Origin of the sequence: Streptomyces sp. SID10853, from assembly GCF_010548145.1 — a bacterium.
Classification (GTDB): Bacteria; Actinomycetota; Actinomycetes; order Streptomycetales; family Streptomycetaceae; genus Streptomyces.
In genome coordinates, this window is sequence record NZ_JAAGLN010000072.1 from 12,941 (window position 1) to 29,000 (window position 16,060).

Genomic DNA, 16,060 nt, shown 5'->3' on the forward strand with positions numbered 1-16,060 from the left:
AGGATATGAGGATGCAACCCCAACGGCTCTGCGGCCGGAGGGAGATGCTCAGGTGCGCGGCAGCAGCGCCGCCCCCAGCTCGGTCTCCAGCCGGTTCAGATCCCGCTCGTGGCCGTGGGCCGCGATGTGCCCGTCGGGGCGGACGAGGTAGTAGCCCGGCCTGCCGCAGCCGCCGTGCGCCGCGGCATCGGCCCGTGACAGCCGCACCACGCGTGCCTGCGGCCACCGGGCGGCCAGCTGCCCGGCCTCGGTCAGCCAGCCGGCGGCGTCCGCGGGCGCGATGACGGCGATGGCCCAGGCCGAGGGGTCCACCCCGGGTCCTGAGATACCGAGCGACACCGCCCGTTCCCTGGGGAAGACCGCGCCGACCTTCAGACCGCCGGGGAGGCGGGTACGCGGTGCGCAGCCCGAACGCCGGGCCGGGTACTGGGTGGCACGGACCGGTGTGTAGGCGAGCCGCCGGCCGGCCATCACCGGTGCGTAGAGACGGGACACCGCACCGGACCTGTCGAGCAGCCGGAAGGCGGCGTCGCGTGCCCTGATGCGCGCCTTGCTGTCGACCATCCAGGCCCGGGTCTGGAGATCGGTGTCACGGACGATGCGGCGGGTCGCTTCGGAGCGTTCGGGGCCGTAGCTCAGGAGCAGCGAGGCGGGCGCCCGGCCTTCGATGACGGCGGCGAGTTTCCAGCCGAGGTTGTTGGCGTCCTGGAGCCCGTTGTTCATCCCCTGGCCGCCCGCCGGACTGTGCACATGGGCCGCGTCGCCCATGAGGAAGACCCGGCCGCGCCGGAAGTCGGTGGCGTGCCGGGCGTGCACCCGGAAGACCGTCTGCCAGACGGGTTCCGTGATGCGTACCCCGCGCGGCCCGCGTTCGTCGATGACGGCCTGCATCATCGGCACGCTCACCTCCTGGCCGCCCGGCATGACGGACAGGAAACGGAAGACGCCGTCCGGCATCGGCACGATCACCAGCGTCCCCGCCGGGGACTGGTAGTAGCGGATCTCGTCCGGCGGGAGGTCGCCCTCGATACGTGTGTCGATCAGCGCGAAGGCCATCTCGTACGTGCTGCCTTCGAAGCCGACCCCGAGCTGTCCGCGCACGGAGCTGCCCGCCCCGTCGGCACCGATGACGAACGGCGCACGGACGCGCTCCACCACCCCGTCCGCGTGCTCCAGTACGGCGGTCACCCCGTCGGTGGCCGCGATGTCCCCAGAGTGGTCGACGTCGTCCAGCGCCAGCAGCCGTACACCGCGCTCGGCCTTCCCGCCCAGCGCCTCCAGCCGTCCGCCGAGCGCCTGTTCGGTCTCGTACTGCGGGAGAATCCTGGAGGCCAGGTCATCGGAGAAGCCGAAGGAGGCGAGCGGCCGGCGGTCGGAGAAGTAACTGAAGGCGTCGATCCGTGAGGACTTGCGCCGGATCTCGTCGCGCAGCCCCACGTCCTCCAGGATGTCGAGTGCGCGCGGCCACAGCGACAGGGCCTTCGGAGCGCGCATGGGGTGCGGCGCCCGGTCGATGACGCGCACCCGCACTCCGCGCCGCAGCAGCTCGCAGGCCGCCATCAGCCCGGTCGGCCCGGCGCCGACCACGAGCACGTCGAAGTCCGCAGCGGGGGCCGGGCCGTCGCCCCCTGTCAGATGCTGGGTCACGATGCCCGGCCCTCCTGTGTCCTGAGCCGCTGGGACAGTTCGATGCGCTTGATCTTCATGGTGGCCGTGCGGGGCAGCTCCGTCAGCGGCATCTGGACGGGCTCCGCCATCGGCGTGAGATCGGCCACCGCGGCCCGCCAGCGTTCGGCCTCCAGCGGGCGGTCGTTCCTGGTGCACACGACGGGGACGGGCTCCTGGTCCGGGCCCGCCACCACGACGAGTTCGGTCAGCTCCTCCAGCCTGCCCAGTACGGTGTCCTCGACCTCGAGGGTGCTGTGGATGGTCGGGATGACGTCGACCTCACGGTCCAGCAGATGCAGACAGCCGTAGCCGGAGCGGTAGCCGACGTCGCCGCCGCGCCACCAGCCGCCGTGCACCTGCTGGTCGAAGCGTTCGCCCTCCCCGAAGTAGGTCAGGGCGCGCCCCGCGGTGCTCACCTCGATGTACCCGGGGGTGTCCCGGGACGGCCGGGCGCCGTTGCGGCTCACCAGACGGAAGTTCGTCACCCCCGGCATGGCGAACCCCAGGCAGCGGCCGTCGGCCTTGTGCGCGTTCTTGCGGGTGTAGCCGCGGCCCACCAGCGGACCGCACTCGCTCTGCCCGTAGATCTGGAAGAACAGCGGCGCGCGGCGCTCCGAAGCGCGCAGCAGCCGGTCCATGGTGCTCGGGTGGATGGCGTCGAAAGTGGTGCTGAAATAGCGGACGTTGGCGAGCGGCCTGCGCGGGTGGTCGACGAGTTCCTCCCACTCCATGAAGGAGTTCGGATGGGTCTCGATGAAGCCGGGCCGCGTCTCCGCGAAGAGCTCGGCGACACCGGCCGGCTCCGAGTCGTTCATGATGACCAGCGGCATGGCCCGCGGCAGCAGCACCGCGAGTGCCAGATACATCCGGGAGTGCACGTACGACACATGGATGGCCACGGTCTCGCGCTTGCGGACCAGCGAAGCGAGCCGCTCCTGCGGACGGAACCGGCCGCGCAGGGTGCGCGCGGAGTGCACCACGAGCTTCGGCAGCCCGGTGGTGCCCGAGGTGTGTGTCATCAGCGCGGGCTCATCGGGGTGGAGCAGGACGGGCTGCTGCCGCGGCGCTCCGGCCAGGTCGTCGAGGGAGACGGCGCCGGGCCGGGAGCCGGTGGCCACGACCGTGCGGTCGGTGAGGTCGGCCACCGGGAAGTCGGCCAGCGGGCCGTCCAGCTTCGCGCCGTCCGTGAGCAGATGCGGCCGGTCAAGGCGTTCGAGCAGCGCCGCGACGCTCTCGCCCTCCAGGGCTGGCGACAGCATGACGGGCACGGCGCCGATCCTGGCCACCGCTGTGGCCAGCACATAGATGTCGAACCCGGGGCTCATATGGACCGCGACACGTTCGCTGGGCCGGATCCCGGCGGCCCACAGCCGGCCCGCCATGTCGTCGACGTGCTCGGCGAGTTCGGCGACGGTCAGGGTGCGCCCGACGGCCGGCAGGGTGGCCATGTCGTGGTCGAGCGTGATCAGGGTGCCGCCGTTCTTCGCGGCGGCCGACTGGGGAACCGACCCGAGATAGAGGCCGTTATTGCTGGCGGGTATCCGGAACATCAGGATTTCCTCGGCTTCGACTGCGGCTGCACAACAGGTGGGTTGGGGTCTGGGGAATCTGCGGAAGATGACGCGGAAGATGACACCGCCCGCTCGGCCCCGCGTACAGAAACCGGCCCGGAGTCCGTCACCTGGGCGACCTCGGCCATGAGCCGTTCCAGGATGCGTACGCCGTGCTGGGTGAGCAGGGACTCGGCGTGGAACTGCATGGAGGCGAAGTGGGCGCCGCGCAGGCCGTACACCTCGCCGGTGGCGGTGTCACGGCTCACCTCCACCATTCCGGCCGCACCGCAGTCCACCTTGTCGTGCGAGGAGACGGCGGCGAACGTGTTGTAGAAGCCGACCCGCTCCCGGGCCCCGAAGAAGTCGATCTCGCGCTGCACCCCCTGGTTCGGGGTGTCCCGGCGGATCACGTCGAAGCCGAGCTCGCGGCTGAGGAGCTGATGGCTGAGGCAGACGGCGATGAAGGGGCGGCGCTCGGCGAGCAGGGTCCGTACCGCCGAGCGCAGATGGGCGATCTTGGGATGGCCGCTGTCGTGCGGGGAGCCGGGCCCCGGGCCCATGATGACGAGGTCCCAGCCGTCGAACGCGTACGGCTCGTCGAACCGTCGCACGGTCACGGAGAGCCCCACCGAGCGGAGTTGGTGGGCGAGCATCGCGGTGAAGGTGTCCTCTGCGTCGATGACGAGCACCTCGCGGCGCTCGCCCGGGGCGCCGTCCAGGACCTGGGGTGTCCGCCCGTCGGGATCTCCCCCGGCGTCGCGAGCAGCGGCGGCAGCAGCACACGCATCGGCATGGGCATCGGCATCGGCGAGCCAGTAGCCGGCGATGGTCGCGTTGCGCTCCTCCAGCGCCGCCCGCACCCGTGGGTGCTGTGCCAGCGAGACCGGTGCGTCGGCCTGCAGCGCCGCGAGCAGCCCGGCGGCCTTGGCCCTGGTCTCCGCCACCTCGGACGCCGGGTCGGAGTGGCGGACGAGGGTGGCGCCCACACTGATCCGCACCCGTCCCTCCTGGCCGATGTCCGCGGTGCGGATGAGGATCGCGGAGTCGAGGGCGCGGGCGCCCGCCGCGTCCTGCCCGATCAGCGCCACGACGCCGCTGTAGTAGCCGCGGCCCTCCGGCTCGTACGCGTGGATGACCCGGCAGGCGTTCTCCAGCGGGCTGCCGGTGACCGTGGGGGCGAACATCGTCTCGCGCAGGATCTCGCGCGGGTCCTTGGTGCTGCGGCCCTCGATGACGTACTCGGTGTGCGCGAGGCGCGCCATCTCCTTGAGACGGGGCCCGGTGACGCGGCCGCCCGTCGCGCAGATCCGCGCCATCATCTTCAGTTCCTCGTCGACGACCATGTAGAGCTCGTCGGCCTCCTTGCGGTCGGAGAGGAACTCCAGGACGCCGGGCAGGGTGGGCCCGGACGGCGGATAGCGGTAGGTGCCGCTGATGGGATTCATCACGGCGGTGCCGTCGCGCAGGCCGACGTGGCACTCCGGGGTGGCCCCGACGAAGGTGCGGGTCCCGGTGTGGACGATGAACGTCCAGTAGGCGCCGGACTCCCCCACCAGCAACCGCCGGAAGAGGGTGAGCGCGCTGCGCGGTGTGTAGCCGGTGATGTCGGCGACGAACGAGCGCTTGAGGACGAAGTTGGCCCCCGCGCCCTGTCCGATCTCGTCGGCGATGACCCGGCGGACGGTGTCCGCGTAGGTGTCGTCGTCCACGTCGAAGTGGCCGCCGGCCAGTTCGATGGCGGTGTCGGGAATCCGGGCCAGCACGTCGGTGACCGCAACGGTCGCCTGGTCGCCGACGGTCATGGCGATCAGCGGTGCGCCGTCGTCGGCGCAGCGGAAGCCGCGCTCGGTGATCTGCCGGTAGGGGACGAGGACCAGCACATCGTGGCGGGGGGCGCCCGGCCGGGCGGACGGCTCCGGCAGCGGGACCTCCGCGAGGGTCGCGGGCGTCGAGACCTCACCGAACAGGACGTCCAGCGTGTCCCGGTCCGCCGAGCCAGGGCGGTGGAGCAGCGCGAAGGGCGGCGGCTTTCCGGTGAGCACCCGGGCGAGCGGATCGGTGTCCTCTGTTCCGGTCACAGCAGGACTTCCTTGGCCGTGACGGTCATCGCGCAGCGGCTCGCCGCGTACTCGACGGCCTGTCGGTGCCTGTCCGCGGAGAAGTCGGCGACGGCGTCCGCGACCAGGAACGCCTGGATGTCGTTGGTGAAGGCGTCGACGGCGCTCATGAGTACGCCCACGTGTGCGTACACGCCACAGATGATCAGCTGGTCGCGGCCGGCCTGACGCATGTGCTTCAGCAGGTCGGAGCGGAAGAAGGCGCTGTAGCGCCATTTGGTGAACACCCAGTCGCCGGGGACCGGGGCCAGCGGCTCGACCACCGCACGGTCGGCGGGGGCGGTACGCATGCCGGGGCCCCAGAAGTCGGCGAGCAGGCCGCGCTGGTCATCGGTCATCCCGCCGGGCTGCGCGGTGTAGGCCACCGGGACGCCGAGCGCCGCACAACGGTCGCGCAGCGCGGCCGTGTTACGGATCAGCTCGTCGCGCAGGGTGTCGGGCAGGGGCTTCAGGAAGTAGCGCTGCATGTCGTGGACGAGCAGCACGGCCCGCTCCGGATCGGCGGTCCACCGTGCGGTGTTGGCGGGCAGCTCGGCGGATGTCGGCATCGGGTAGGGCTCGATGCTGGGTATTCCGGACAAGGTCGTTCTCCGCTGGTTGAGGTCAGTGGGGTGGTCAGACACCGAGTGCGGCACCCCCGTCGACCGTCAGGTCGTGCAGGGTGATGTGCGACGACTGGTCGGAGAGGAGGAAGACCACGGCGTCGGCGATGTCCGACGGACGGGCCAGCCTGCCGAGCGGGATACCCACCCGGAAGGCTTCGGGCCGGCCCTCGATGGTGCCCTTCGGCCCGCTCTCGTCGTGCCACATCGAGGTGAGCATCCGGGTGTCGGTCGAGCCGGGGGCGACCACGTTGCAGCGGATGCCGTGCCGGGCGAGTTCCAGCCCGATGCTCTTGGTGAACATGGACGCCGCCGCCTTGGACGCGGCGTATGCGGCCATCTCCGTACGGGGGGTGCCGGCGGCGTTCGACGCGACGGTGACAATGGCTCCCCGGGCGCGGGGGACCATCCGGTTGGCGACCGCGCGGCACAGGTGGAAGACGCCGGTCGTGTTGACCGCGAACGTCGACGCCCAGTCCTCGTCGGTGAGGCTCCTGGCCTCCCCGAGGCGCAGCACACCGGCCGCGTTGACGAGATAGTCGACGGGGCCCAGCTCCGCCTCGACGCGCTCGACGGTCGATTCGACGGCCGGGCCGCTCGTCACGTCGCAGGGGAACGCGTCGACGTGCAGCCCGTCCCTGACCGAATCGTCCACCGTGCTCCGGAGCCGCTCGCCGTCCCGGTCGACGGCCGCGACCCGCGCACCGCGTGCTCCCAGTGCCCGGACCACGGCTGCACCGATTCCGCCGGCTGCCCCCGTGACCAGGGCGATCTTTGTCTCCATGGGTCGGACCTCCTGTGCTGTCGTACGTGCTGAGGGGTCTGTACTCGTGACTCGTACGGAGGACTGCGCCCCTGCCGGTGACGGAGCGAGGGCGTGGTGCGGCGGCGGCCGGGCGTCAGCCGACCGCGAAGCCGCGCTTGAGGGCCGCGGCGATCCCGGTGACCCGGCGGGCCTGGAACTCCATGGCCGCGAGGTTCTCCTCGCTGACGTTGCCGGGCCGGTTCCCGGAGACGCTGCTGACCCCGTACGGGTTGCCGTTGCCCGGCGTGGTGAGGACCGGGTCGGTGGCGCCCGTCGGAACGATGACCGCGCCCCAGTGGTAGTAGGTGTTGTTCAGCGCGAGGATGGTGCTCTCCTGCCCGCTGTGCGCGCCCGACGTGGAGGTGAACGAGGAGACGACCTTGTTCACCAGCCTGCCCTGGAGGGACAGCGTCACGGTGGTGTCGAGGAACTGCTTGAGCTGCGCGGCCGGCAGGCCGAAGCGGGTCGGGGTGCCGAACAGGATCGCGTCCGCCCACTCCAGGTCGTCCAGGTCGGCCACGGGGACGTCGCGGGTGGCGTCGAGGTGTGCGGCCCAGGCGTCGTTCGAGTCCACCTGTGACTGCGGGAACACTTCCGCCACCCGGCGCAGGCGCACTTCGGCGCCCGCCTTCTTCGCGGAGACAGCCGCCGCGTCGGCGAGCCGGTGCACGTTCCCGGTCGACGAGTAATAGACCACAGCGACGTTCAACATGGCGCTCTCCCTGGGTGGTTGGACAAGGCGCTCGGGGACCTGGCCTGCCGGGAGGCGCGGGCCCGCTGCGCAGTGCCCCGATCCTGTGACGCGGACGGAGCGCCCGCCAAGGCCCGTCGTCGCAGTCCGTCAAGTGGCCGGTACTCCATCAGGTCACCCCGGGGATCCCTGCGTAAGGTCATCGTTCAACAAACTGTTGACTCCGTCAGGTCGCCTGCGTAGGTTCCGAGTGGCTGCGCAAAGGGGAACGCAGCTGCGAGAGCATGACAAAGGGAGCATCGTGTCGCAGATCAGGGTGGGATCCGCCGCACTCGCCGTGCTGGAGTTACTGGCCGACGCAGCACCGGTGGAGCAGGTAGAAGCGCTGATGACGCAAGCCCTCGACGAAGGCGTGGCCGGCGCGGAACGCGAGGCGCTGACCCGGGCCAGGGCGCTCGGTCTGCGGATTCACGCGCAGTCGGGCCGGCGCCGGCAGCGTGAGATGGGGCTGTCCGCCCTCGTCGACACCGCACGCGAACTCGCCGCGGCGCAGGAGCTGGACGCCGTGCTCAAGGTCGTCACCAGGCGGGCCCGTCTCCTGCTCGGCCTCGACATGGCCTTCATCGGCTTCCCGGCCGAGGAGCAGGGCTCCGTACACGTCCGCAGCTCCGACGGGCACACCTCGGCCAGCACGGTCGGGCTGCGGCTGCCCGCCGACGCCGGGCCGGTCGGTGAGGCCCTCGTCGGCTGCGCCCCGTTCTGGACCCCCGACTACCCCGCCGACAAACGGTTCCGCCACCACCCCGCCTTCGACGGGATGGTCGCGGCCGAAGCGCTGCGCGCGCTTGTGGCGGTGCCCCTGAGCCAGGGCAACCGGCCGGTCGGCGCCCTCTATGCGGCCGACCGGAACGTGCGGCACTTCAGCGCCGACGAGATCTCCCTCATGGCCTCCCTGGGTGACCTCGCGGGCGCGGCCATCGAGAGCGCGCGCCTGCTCGACACGGCCATGGCAGCGGCCGCGGCGCTGGAGGGTCCCGCGCTGCGCCTGGAACGCGAACTGGGCGAGACCCAGAGCCGGTTCACCGACGTGTTACTGAACGGCGGCGGCCCGCAGGCCCTCGTCGCCGAGCTGGCGGACCGGCTGGACGGTGCGGTGCGGGTCCACGCGCCGGACGGTACGGTCCTCGCCACCGCGGGCGGCCCGCCGGACACCGCCGAGCCGGTGCTCTCCCCCGCCACGGCCGATGCCGGGCCGGCCGGTGCGCCGGTCGCGCCGGCCGACGGCTCGTGGGCCGCGCCGGTCGTCGCGGGCGAGGAGTGTCTCGGCACCGTGCTGATGTTCCCGGGGAACCGGCCCACCGAGTACGACGAGCGGTTGCCGGCGCTGGGCGCGCGGTTCACCGCTCTGGCGCTGCTCCTGGAAGCGGGCCGGAGCGCGGGGGCCGACGGCCGGATCAGGCACAGCCTGCTGGACGACCTGCTGGCGCTCTCCGGGAGGCCGCCCCAGCTCCTCAGGACCCGGGCCAGGCGATGCGGTATCGATCTGGACGAGCCGCACCTGGTGGTCGTCGCCCGCCCCGAGAGGGCGTTCGGGAGCGAACTGGGCTCGTGGGCTGCGTCCTACACGCAGCACATGAACGGGCTCATGAGCCTGCACAAGGACTACGCCGTACTCCTCATCGCGGGGGACGACGCGGGGGCCGCGGCCCGGGCCGTCCACGCCGAGCTGTCCCCGCTGCTCGACCAGCGGGTGACGGTGGCGGCGGCCGGCCCGGTGACCGACGCCCTGTCGGTCACCGGCGCCCACAAGGAGGCCCAGCGCTGCTTCGACGCCATGACCGCACTCGGAGCCGTCGGCCGCGCAGCCTCACCGCGGGAACTGGGCGGCCTCGGCGTGCTCCTGTCGGGCAGCCACGACGCCGGCGCGTTCATCGACGCCACGATCGGCCCGGTGGCCGATTACGACCGGCAGCGCCTCACCGCGCTCGTCCCCACCCTGGAGGCGTACTTCGACACGGGCGCCAGCCCGACGTACGCGGCCGAACGCCTGCATGTGCACCCCAACACGGTCACCCGCAGGCTGGAGCGCATCAGCGAGCTGCTGGGATCCGGGTGGCAGCAGCCGGAGCGGGCGTTCGAGGTGCAACTGGCCCTCCGGCTCTCCCGGATCCGCCACGTCCTGCGGGGCGGGAGCCCGGCGTCCGTCGCCGCCTTCCTCGACAGCCCCTACGGGCGCCCGCACCGCCGCCGCCCGCGCGACGTCACGAAGCCCCCGGCTCCCGCTCCGCGCAGGCGGCCACGGCGGTGATCGCATGGGCGGCCGACGCCAGGGTGATGTGCCGGTGCCAGCCGCCGAAGGAGCGCCCCGCGTAGTCCCGGACACCCACCCGGTCGGCGATCTCGGCGCAGTCGCGGTCGACCCGGCCGATGAGCTTGCTCAGCCGCAGCAGGGAGCCGGGCCGGTCCCCGGTCAGATCCGTCAGCCACAGCGCTGACGGCCAGCGCCCGCTGTCCCGCCACTCGCTGAGCAGCAGCAGGTCGCGCAGGTCACCGGAGTGCTCCGGGGCCTCGGAGCGTGACGGGCGGCGGGGCAGCCCGACGTGCAGGGCCGCCACCAGGCTGGTGCGCTGGGCCGCCTGCGGTCCGTGGTCGGTCCAGAGGGCCTGGCGCCGCAACTCCCGTGCCGCGCCCATGATCTGGTACGCCGGGAGCTCGCCGCCACGGGCCGGGCCGGCCGCGTGCGAGGGGGTGAACAGCTGGGTGCCGCTCACCCTGATCAGGAACGGCATTCCTGCGGCACGCAGGTGACCGACGGTGGTGGCCGCCTCGGTCTCGCGGGCGTCCAGCACCACCGGGAGACGCGGAAGCGCCTGCCTCGACACCAGTTCGCGGCATGCCTCGACCGCGCACTCGTCCAGTGTCTCCGCCGGGCTCAGCGATGCCGGAATCGAGGCGCGGGCCCTGCGCCGGCGGTCGTCGAGCCACGCCCCGGACAGATGCAGCCGCCAGTTGACCGGGCTGCTCATCCGGTCGGACGCCGCCCAGACCCCGAACGCCTGCTGGGCGTTGAGCACTTGGCCGAAGGCGGGGAAGTACCGCCGGTCGACACCCACGGAGTGCTCCCCGGCCTTCGGCACGATCATCGGCCGCACCACCCACGCACTGGGCTGTGCGACCCGCGCCAGATACTGGGCCAGCCGCCCGCGCACTTGCGCCCAGTCCCAGGTGGAACCGCTGACGAAGTGGTGCAGTCCCTGCTCGGTGGTCGCCCCGCCGGTCAGCGCCGCCATGTTCCGGACCGACTTGCGCCCCTCGGCCGCGAGGAGGCCGCGTACATACTCCACACCGCGTCTGCGCTGGTCCCGCCGCGGCAGGGACGCGAAGAGCACCGAGCACAGCTCGGTGAGCACTTCCTCCTGGACGGCGGCTCTGACGGACCCGTGCCCCTGTATCCGTACGTCTTGCGCGCACAGGGCAACACCAGACATCGATCTCCCCCATCTCGTCCCTCGCACGGACCACCGTGCTCGGCGTCGTGCCTCAACGGTGCGGGGTACTGCCGGGTAGCTCATAGGTATGCAGGACACACTGCTGCGGCGCGGTCCGGTGACTTGGTCACCTCCGCGCGGTGGCGCCCGGGTCTCAGATGTCGCCGTACGCCTCGGCGCCGAGTTCCAGTGACGCGGCCCCCGCCGTGCTGTCGGCGAGCCAGGCCCGGAAGCGGTCGACGTCCGCGTCCGGCAGCGCGATCCTGATCGTGACTGCCTCCGCGTACCGGACCTCGCGCACCGCCGTGCCGGTGGCCCGCAGGTCGTTCTCCAGCTTGCCCGCGCGCTGGTGGTCGACGGTGACCGTGGCGAGCCGGTAGCGCTGTCTGACGATGGTGCCCAGCTCGTCCAGGGCCTCACCGACGGCTCCGCCGTAGGCCCGGATCAGCCCGCCGGCCCCCAGCTTCACACCGCCGTAGTAGCGGGTGACGACGGCGACGGCGTACCGCACCTCGCGCCGCAGCAGCATCTGGAGCATCGGCACACCGGCCGTACCGCCGGGCTCCCCGTCGTCACTGGCCTTCTGTACGGAGGCGTCGGCGCCGATGACGTAGGCGAAGCAGTGGTGGGAGGCCCCCGGGTGCTCCCTGCGGACGCGCGCGAGGAAGGTCTGTGCCTCCTCCTCGGTCGCGGCGGGCGCCAGTGCGCAGAGGAAACGGGACCGGTTGACCTCGGTCTCGTGCACACCCTCACGGGCGACTGTCCGGTACTGCTCCTGCATCGGGCCAGCCTATGCGGCCCGCCGGGAATGGTCCCGGCGGGTACACCGTTGTCCGGGCATGTACGCAGACACGGACACCATCCGCAAGATCCTCACCGCGACCGGCGACACCTGGGCGGTGGTGGGCCTGTCGACCAACAGGGGACGTGCGGCGTTCGGTGTGGCCGGGGTGCTCAAGCGCTACGGCAAGCGCATCGTGCCGGTCCACCCCAAGGCCGAGACGGTCCACGGCGAGCAGGGGTACGCGTCGCTCGCCGACATTCCGTTCCCGGTGGATGTCGTGGATGTCTTCGTCAACAGCGAGCTGGCGGGCGCGGTCGCCGACGAGGCGGTCGCCATCGGCGCCAGGGCCGTCTGGTTCCAGCTCGGGGTGGTCGACGAGGCGGCCTACGAGCGGGTGCGGGCGGCCGGACGCGACATGGTCATGGATCGCTGCCCGGCCATAGAGATCCCGGCTCTGGGCTGACGGGGGCGCGCCAGGGGCGGCGAGCGGTCCCGGCCGCGCCTCAGCCGCGGCACACCGGTCGTCCCAGCCGGCCGGTCCGCCGCCTCAGCCGCCCAGCCCAGCCACCCAGCCCGGCGCCTCAGCCGCCCAGCCCGTCGATGACGACCGCGTCCGGCAGCCCTGCGAAGACCTTTCCCGGAACGATCAGCTTGCCCCGGCGGCTGCCGCTGCCGACCAGGACCCACTCCAGGTCCACCACGGCGGAGTCCACGAGCAGCGGCCAGCCGGCGGGCAGCCCGACCGGGGTGATCCCGCCGTACTCCATGCCGGTCTCGCCGGTGGCCGTGTCCACGGGCGCGAACGACGCCTTGCGCGCGCCGAGTTGTCTGCGCACGGCGCCGTTCACATCGAGTCGGGTGCGGGAGAGCACCAGGCAGGCGGCGAGCGAGGTCTCGCCGCCGCGCTTGCCCGCGACGACGACGCAGTTCGCCGAGATGTCGAGCAGTTCCGGGCCGTAGTGCGCCACGAAGGCGGCGGTGTCGGCGATCTCCGGGTCGCTGTCCACGTAGACCAGGTCCTGGACGGGTACGTCGCCCTGCCAGTGCCGCACCGCGTCGGCGACCGGCGCGGTGAGCAGGTCCAGGCAGTCCCGGGCATGGCGGACATCGTCGAACGTACCGATGGGAGCGCGCATACGGCTCACGCTAACAGCCGTCGGCGGGCTCCCGGCGGTAGCCCTGAGGCCGCTGCACACCGACCGGCGGCACGCAGACCGCCATCATCATCTCGACGGTCTCCGTGCCCTCGTTGCGGTAGACGTGCGGCACGTTCGCCTCGAAGGTGGCCGATGTCCCGGCCGGTACGGAGTGCGCCACCCCGTCGGCGACCAGGGTGAGTTGACCGGCGGTGACATGGAGCAGCTCCACCGTCCCCGGCGGGTGCGGGTCCGATGTGCTGCCGTCACCCGGCATCAGCCGCCAGGACCACATCTCCATGGGCCCGCGCGTCTCGTTGCCGACGAGCAGCACCGTACGGCTGCCCGCGTCCGTCCCCCACATACGGACCGCCTGGTCGGGCGGGACGATTCTGACCTGCGGCCCCTGCTCGTAGTCGAGGAGCGTGGTGATGCTGATCCCGAGGGCGTCCGCGAGTTTCACCGTGGTGCCGACACTGGGGTTCGTCCGGGCCTGCTCGATCTGGATGATCATGCCCCGGCTGACCCCGGCGCGGGCGGCCAGTGCGTCGAGGGTGAAGCCGCGCTCACCCCGCCGGCGCTTGAGGTTCCGGGCGAGCGACTGGGTGAGCTGGTCGAGGTCCGACACATTCCGTCCAATATTCTGGATGACAGAGTTCAGTATCCTGCACTACGGTGCAGTGCACCCACTGATCCACCGCACTGTACTGCGAGGCCCCGATGACTGCCCTCTTCGCCCTGGCCACCAGCCTGCTCTGGGGGCTGGCCGACTTCGGCGGCGGGCTGCTCACCCGGCGGATACCCGCCCTGACGGTGGTCGTCGTCTCACAGGCGGTGGCCGTGGTGGTACTCGGCTCGGTCGTGGTGGCCACCGGCGGCTGGAGCGAGGCCGGCCCACAGCTCTGGTTCGCCGTGGCGGCCGGGGTGGTCGGGCCGGTGGCGATGCTCAGCTTCTACAAGGCCCTCGCGCTCGGGCCGATGGGCGTGGTGTCACCGCTCGGCTCACTCGGCGTCGTCGTCCCGGTCGGCGTCGGGCTCGTGCTCGGTGAACGGCCCGGTCTGCCGCAGTTCGCCGGGATCGCGGTGGCCGTCGCGGGAGTGGTGCTCGCGGGCGGGCCCGAGCTGCGGGGAGCGCCGGTGCAGCGGCAGGCGGTGCTGCTGACGCTGCTCGCGGCCGTGGGCTTCGGCACGGTGATGTCCCTGATCTCCGAGGCGTCCACCACCGTCACCGGCCTCTTCCTCGCCCTGTTCGTGCAGCGGGTCGCCAATGTGGCCGTCGGCGGGACGGCCCTGTACGTATCGGTGCGGCGCGGGGCACGGGCACTCCCCGAAGGCGGCGGGGCTCGGCTGGTCCTGCGGTCGCTGCCGACGCTGGCCTTCGTGGGCCTCGCCGATGTGGCGGCCAACGGCACCTACTCGGTCGCCGCCCACTCGGGGCCGGTCACGGTCGCGGCCGTCCTGGCGTCCCTCTACCCGGTGGTCACGGCACTCGCCGCGCGCGGTTTCCTCAAGGAGCGGCTGCGCGCGGTGCAGGCCGCGGGCGCGGGGCTCGCGCTGGTGGGGACGGTCCTGCTCGCGACCGGCTGACAGGTCAGGCCCTGGCGGCCGGAAGGCGTCGGTCAGGGGGCGTCGGGCTCAAGACCGCCGAGGGCGATCAGCTGTTCCGGTGTGACGCCTTCGGGGATGGGGACGGGGGCGGGCGTGCGCAGCGGGGGCTGCCACCCGTGCTCCTGGTCCCAGCTCCGCACGATGCGCGCGGGTGCTCCGGCGACCACCGCGTGGTCGGGCACCTCACCGCGTACGACCGCGCCTGCCGCGACCACCACATTGCGGCCGAGCCTGGCTCCCGGCAGGATGACCGCGCCGGTACCGAGCCAGCACCCGGGGCCGATCACCACGGGCTCCGTCCGCGGCCACTGCTTGCCGACCGGCACGCGCGGATCGTCGTAACTGTGGTTCGTGGACGTGATGTAGACGTACGGACCGCAGTAGGTGTCCGATCCGACGGTGACCATGGTGTCGGCGATGACATGGCTGCCGCGCCCGAGCACGACACCGTCGCCCAGGGTCAGGATCGGCTCGGGGCCAAGATCCAGATCGGGCATCATCCCGGCGGTGAGCGTGACCTGTTCACCGATGATGCAGTGGTCGCCCAGCTCGATCCACGGCTCGCCGAAGACGGCGCCCTGCGGGAAGGCCAGCCGTGTTCCGGTGCCTATCCGGCGGAAGCGCAGCTTCCCCGGGCGCTCCGCGGTCACCGCGCCGGCCCGCTGCACCCACTGCCATCCGGCGTGCAGCGCACGGGATGTCAGCGATGAGAACGTGTTTCTGTTCCGGGCCACCCCCCTACCGTACTCAGCGGTCATGACGGAGATCAGAGGGGCGGGCTGTGATCTTCGACCCAGCGTCGCCTACGGTGCCGGAGGGTGCGGCACGCGGCGCACGGAACAGTCCCCGGGCCCAGGTCACGCGGGAAGCAGAAGGAGACAGCAGTGGCGGAGCAGTCCTTGATCAGTGGTGTGGGCGGCCGGGAGCCGTCGGTCGACCCGCGGTCCTTCACGGCGCCGACGTCCGTCGTCGTCGGCGATGTGACGCTGGCCGCCGGTTCCAGCGTCTGGTACCACACGGTGCTGCGGGCCGACTGCGGCCCGATCGTGGTCGGGGCCGACAGCAACATCCAGGACAACTGCACGGTGCATGTCGACCCCGGTTTCCCGGTCACGGTCGGCGAGCGGGTGTCCGTGGGCCACAACGCCGTACTGCACGGCTGCACGGTCGAGGACGACGTACTCATCGGGATGGGCGCCACGGTCCTCAACGGCGCGCACATCGGCGCCGGTTCGCTGATCGCCGCCCAGGCGCTGGTCCCGCAGGGGATGCGGGTACCGCCGGGTTCGCTGGTCGCGGGGGTCCCGGCGAAGGTCAAGCGCGAGCTGTCCGCCGAGGAGCGCGAGGGAATCAAGGTCAACGCGGCGATGTACCTGGAGCTGGTGAAGGGCCACCGCGAGGTCGGCTGACCGCGCCACATCCGGAGGGCGGGTCCCGGCGGCCCGCCGCGTCCGTCCGGATGGCGGGTCCCGGCGGCCCGTGCCTAGCCTGGAGGCGCGCCCCGCGCGGGCGTCCTGCGACCAGGAGACGGATGTCCATGGGTGCGGACCGCACAGTGGATCAGCCCGCCGGGCGTGGCCCGGGCGGCAGGCCGCCGGTGCCCGCCGC

At 72.1% G+C, this 16,060-nt stretch carries 15 protein-coding genes; 4 read left to right on the forward strand and 11 right to left on the reverse strand.

Going from position 1 to position 16,060, the window contains the following annotated elements; all coding sequences use genetic code 11:
* Positions 1-48: 48 nt before the first annotated feature.
* From G3I19_RS16320 to wrbA, 6 genes are all read right to left on the reverse strand, one after another.
* Positions 49-1,647 (reverse strand): FAD-dependent monooxygenase, encoded by a 1,599-nt coding sequence (locus G3I19_RS16320; protein WP_164264336.1) that lies wholly within the window; start codon positions 1,645-1,647, stop codon positions 49-51.
* The gene (locus G3I19_RS16325; protein ID WP_164264337.1) at positions 1,644-3,218 is read right to left on the reverse strand and encodes an AMP-binding protein; all 1,575 of its coding nucleotides are present in this window, start codon (positions 3,216-3,218) and stop codon (positions 1,644-1,646) included. Before G3I19_RS16325 ends, G3I19_RS16320 begins: the two co-directional genes overlap by 4 nt.
* Positions 3,218-5,299 (reverse strand): anthranilate synthase family protein, encoded by a 2,082-nt coding sequence (locus tag G3I19_RS16330; protein ID WP_343235125.1) that lies wholly within the window; start codon positions 5,297-5,299, stop codon positions 3,218-3,220. Before G3I19_RS16330 ends, G3I19_RS16325 begins: the two co-directional genes overlap by 1 nt.
* Entirely contained in the window at positions 5,296-5,919 is a 624-nt protein-coding gene (locus tag G3I19_RS16335; protein ID WP_164264338.1) for an isochorismatase family protein, read from the reverse strand. The genes G3I19_RS16330 and G3I19_RS16335 overlap by 4 nt, the downstream gene beginning before the upstream one ends.
* 34 nt (positions 5,920-5,953) lie before the next feature.
* The gene (locus G3I19_RS16340) at positions 5,954-6,724 is read right to left on the reverse strand and encodes a 2,3-dihydro-2,3-dihydroxybenzoate dehydrogenase (protein ID WP_164264339.1); all 771 of its coding nucleotides are present in this window, start codon (positions 6,722-6,724) and stop codon (positions 5,954-5,956) included.
* A gap of 115 nt (positions 6,725-6,839) precedes the next feature.
* Positions 6,840-7,457: an NAD(P)H:quinone oxidoreductase gene (wrbA, locus tag G3I19_RS16345; protein ID WP_164264340.1), complete on the reverse strand. Its 618-nt coding sequence runs from the start codon at positions 7,455-7,457 to the stop codon at positions 6,840-6,842.
* A 280-nt stretch (positions 7,458-7,737) separates the two neighbouring features.
* Between wrbA and G3I19_RS16350 the strand changes: the two genes are divergently transcribed.
* Complete coding sequence (locus G3I19_RS16350; RefSeq protein WP_203599652.1) at positions 7,738-9,744, forward strand: helix-turn-helix domain-containing protein; 2,007 nt, start codon at positions 7,738-7,740, stop codon at positions 9,742-9,744.
* Here the strand turns inward: G3I19_RS16350 and G3I19_RS16355 are convergent.
* Both G3I19_RS16355 and G3I19_RS16360 read right to left on the reverse strand, forming a co-directional pair.
* Positions 9,698-10,924 carry a transposase gene (locus tag G3I19_RS16355; protein WP_164264341.1) on the reverse strand — a complete coding sequence of 409 codons (1,227 nt, stop codon included), beginning with the start codon at positions 10,922-10,924 and terminating at the stop codon, positions 9,698-9,700. The two genes, G3I19_RS16350 and G3I19_RS16355, sit on opposite strands and share 47 nt — an antisense overlap.
* A gap of 154 nt (positions 10,925-11,078) precedes the next feature.
* Positions 11,079-11,705, reverse strand: coding sequence for a YigZ family protein (locus G3I19_RS16360; protein ID WP_164264342.1), 627 nt, complete (start codon positions 11,703-11,705; stop codon positions 11,079-11,081).
* A 58-nt stretch (positions 11,706-11,763) separates the two neighbouring features.
* Between G3I19_RS16360 and G3I19_RS16365 the strand changes: the two genes are divergently transcribed.
* On the forward strand, positions 11,764-12,171 hold the full coding sequence (locus tag G3I19_RS16365; protein WP_164264343.1) for a CoA-binding protein: 408 nt from the start codon (positions 11,764-11,766) through the stop codon (positions 12,169-12,171).
* A gap of 118 nt (positions 12,172-12,289) precedes the next feature.
* Here G3I19_RS16365 and G3I19_RS16370 read toward each other — a convergent pair whose 3' ends face one another.
* Together G3I19_RS16370 and G3I19_RS16375 are read right to left on the reverse strand one after the other, a co-directional pair.
* The gene (locus G3I19_RS16370; RefSeq protein ID WP_164264344.1) at positions 12,290-12,844 is read right to left on the reverse strand and encodes a YbaK/EbsC family protein; all 555 of its coding nucleotides are present in this window, start codon (positions 12,842-12,844) and stop codon (positions 12,290-12,292) included.
* A 10-nt stretch (positions 12,845-12,854) separates the two neighbouring features.
* A complete protein-coding gene (locus tag G3I19_RS16375) occupies positions 12,855-13,472 on the reverse strand; it encodes an XRE family transcriptional regulator (RefSeq protein ID WP_164264345.1) in 618 nt (205 codons plus the stop codon).
* Between the two features lie 92 nt (positions 13,473-13,564).
* On the opposite strand from G3I19_RS16375, the gene G3I19_RS16380 reads away from it, so the two are divergent.
* Entirely contained in the window at positions 13,565-14,431 is an 867-nt protein-coding gene (locus G3I19_RS16380) for a DMT family transporter (protein WP_164264346.1), read from the forward strand.
* Positions 14,432-14,463: 32 nt separating this feature from the next.
* Here the strand turns inward: G3I19_RS16380 and G3I19_RS16385 are convergent, their stop codons facing one another.
* Positions 14,464-15,210, reverse strand: a complete 747-nt coding sequence (locus G3I19_RS16385) for an acyltransferase (protein ID WP_164264347.1) — start codon at positions 15,208-15,210, stop codon at positions 14,464-14,466.
* Between the two features lie 126 nt (positions 15,211-15,336).
* On the opposite strand from G3I19_RS16385, the gene G3I19_RS16390 reads away from it, so the two are divergent.
* The gene (locus G3I19_RS16390) at positions 15,337-15,861 is read left to right on the forward strand and encodes a gamma carbonic anhydrase family protein (RefSeq protein ID WP_164264348.1); all 525 of its coding nucleotides are present in this window, start codon (positions 15,337-15,339) and stop codon (positions 15,859-15,861) included.
* The last annotated feature ends 199 nt before the right edge of the window (positions 15,862-16,060 follow it).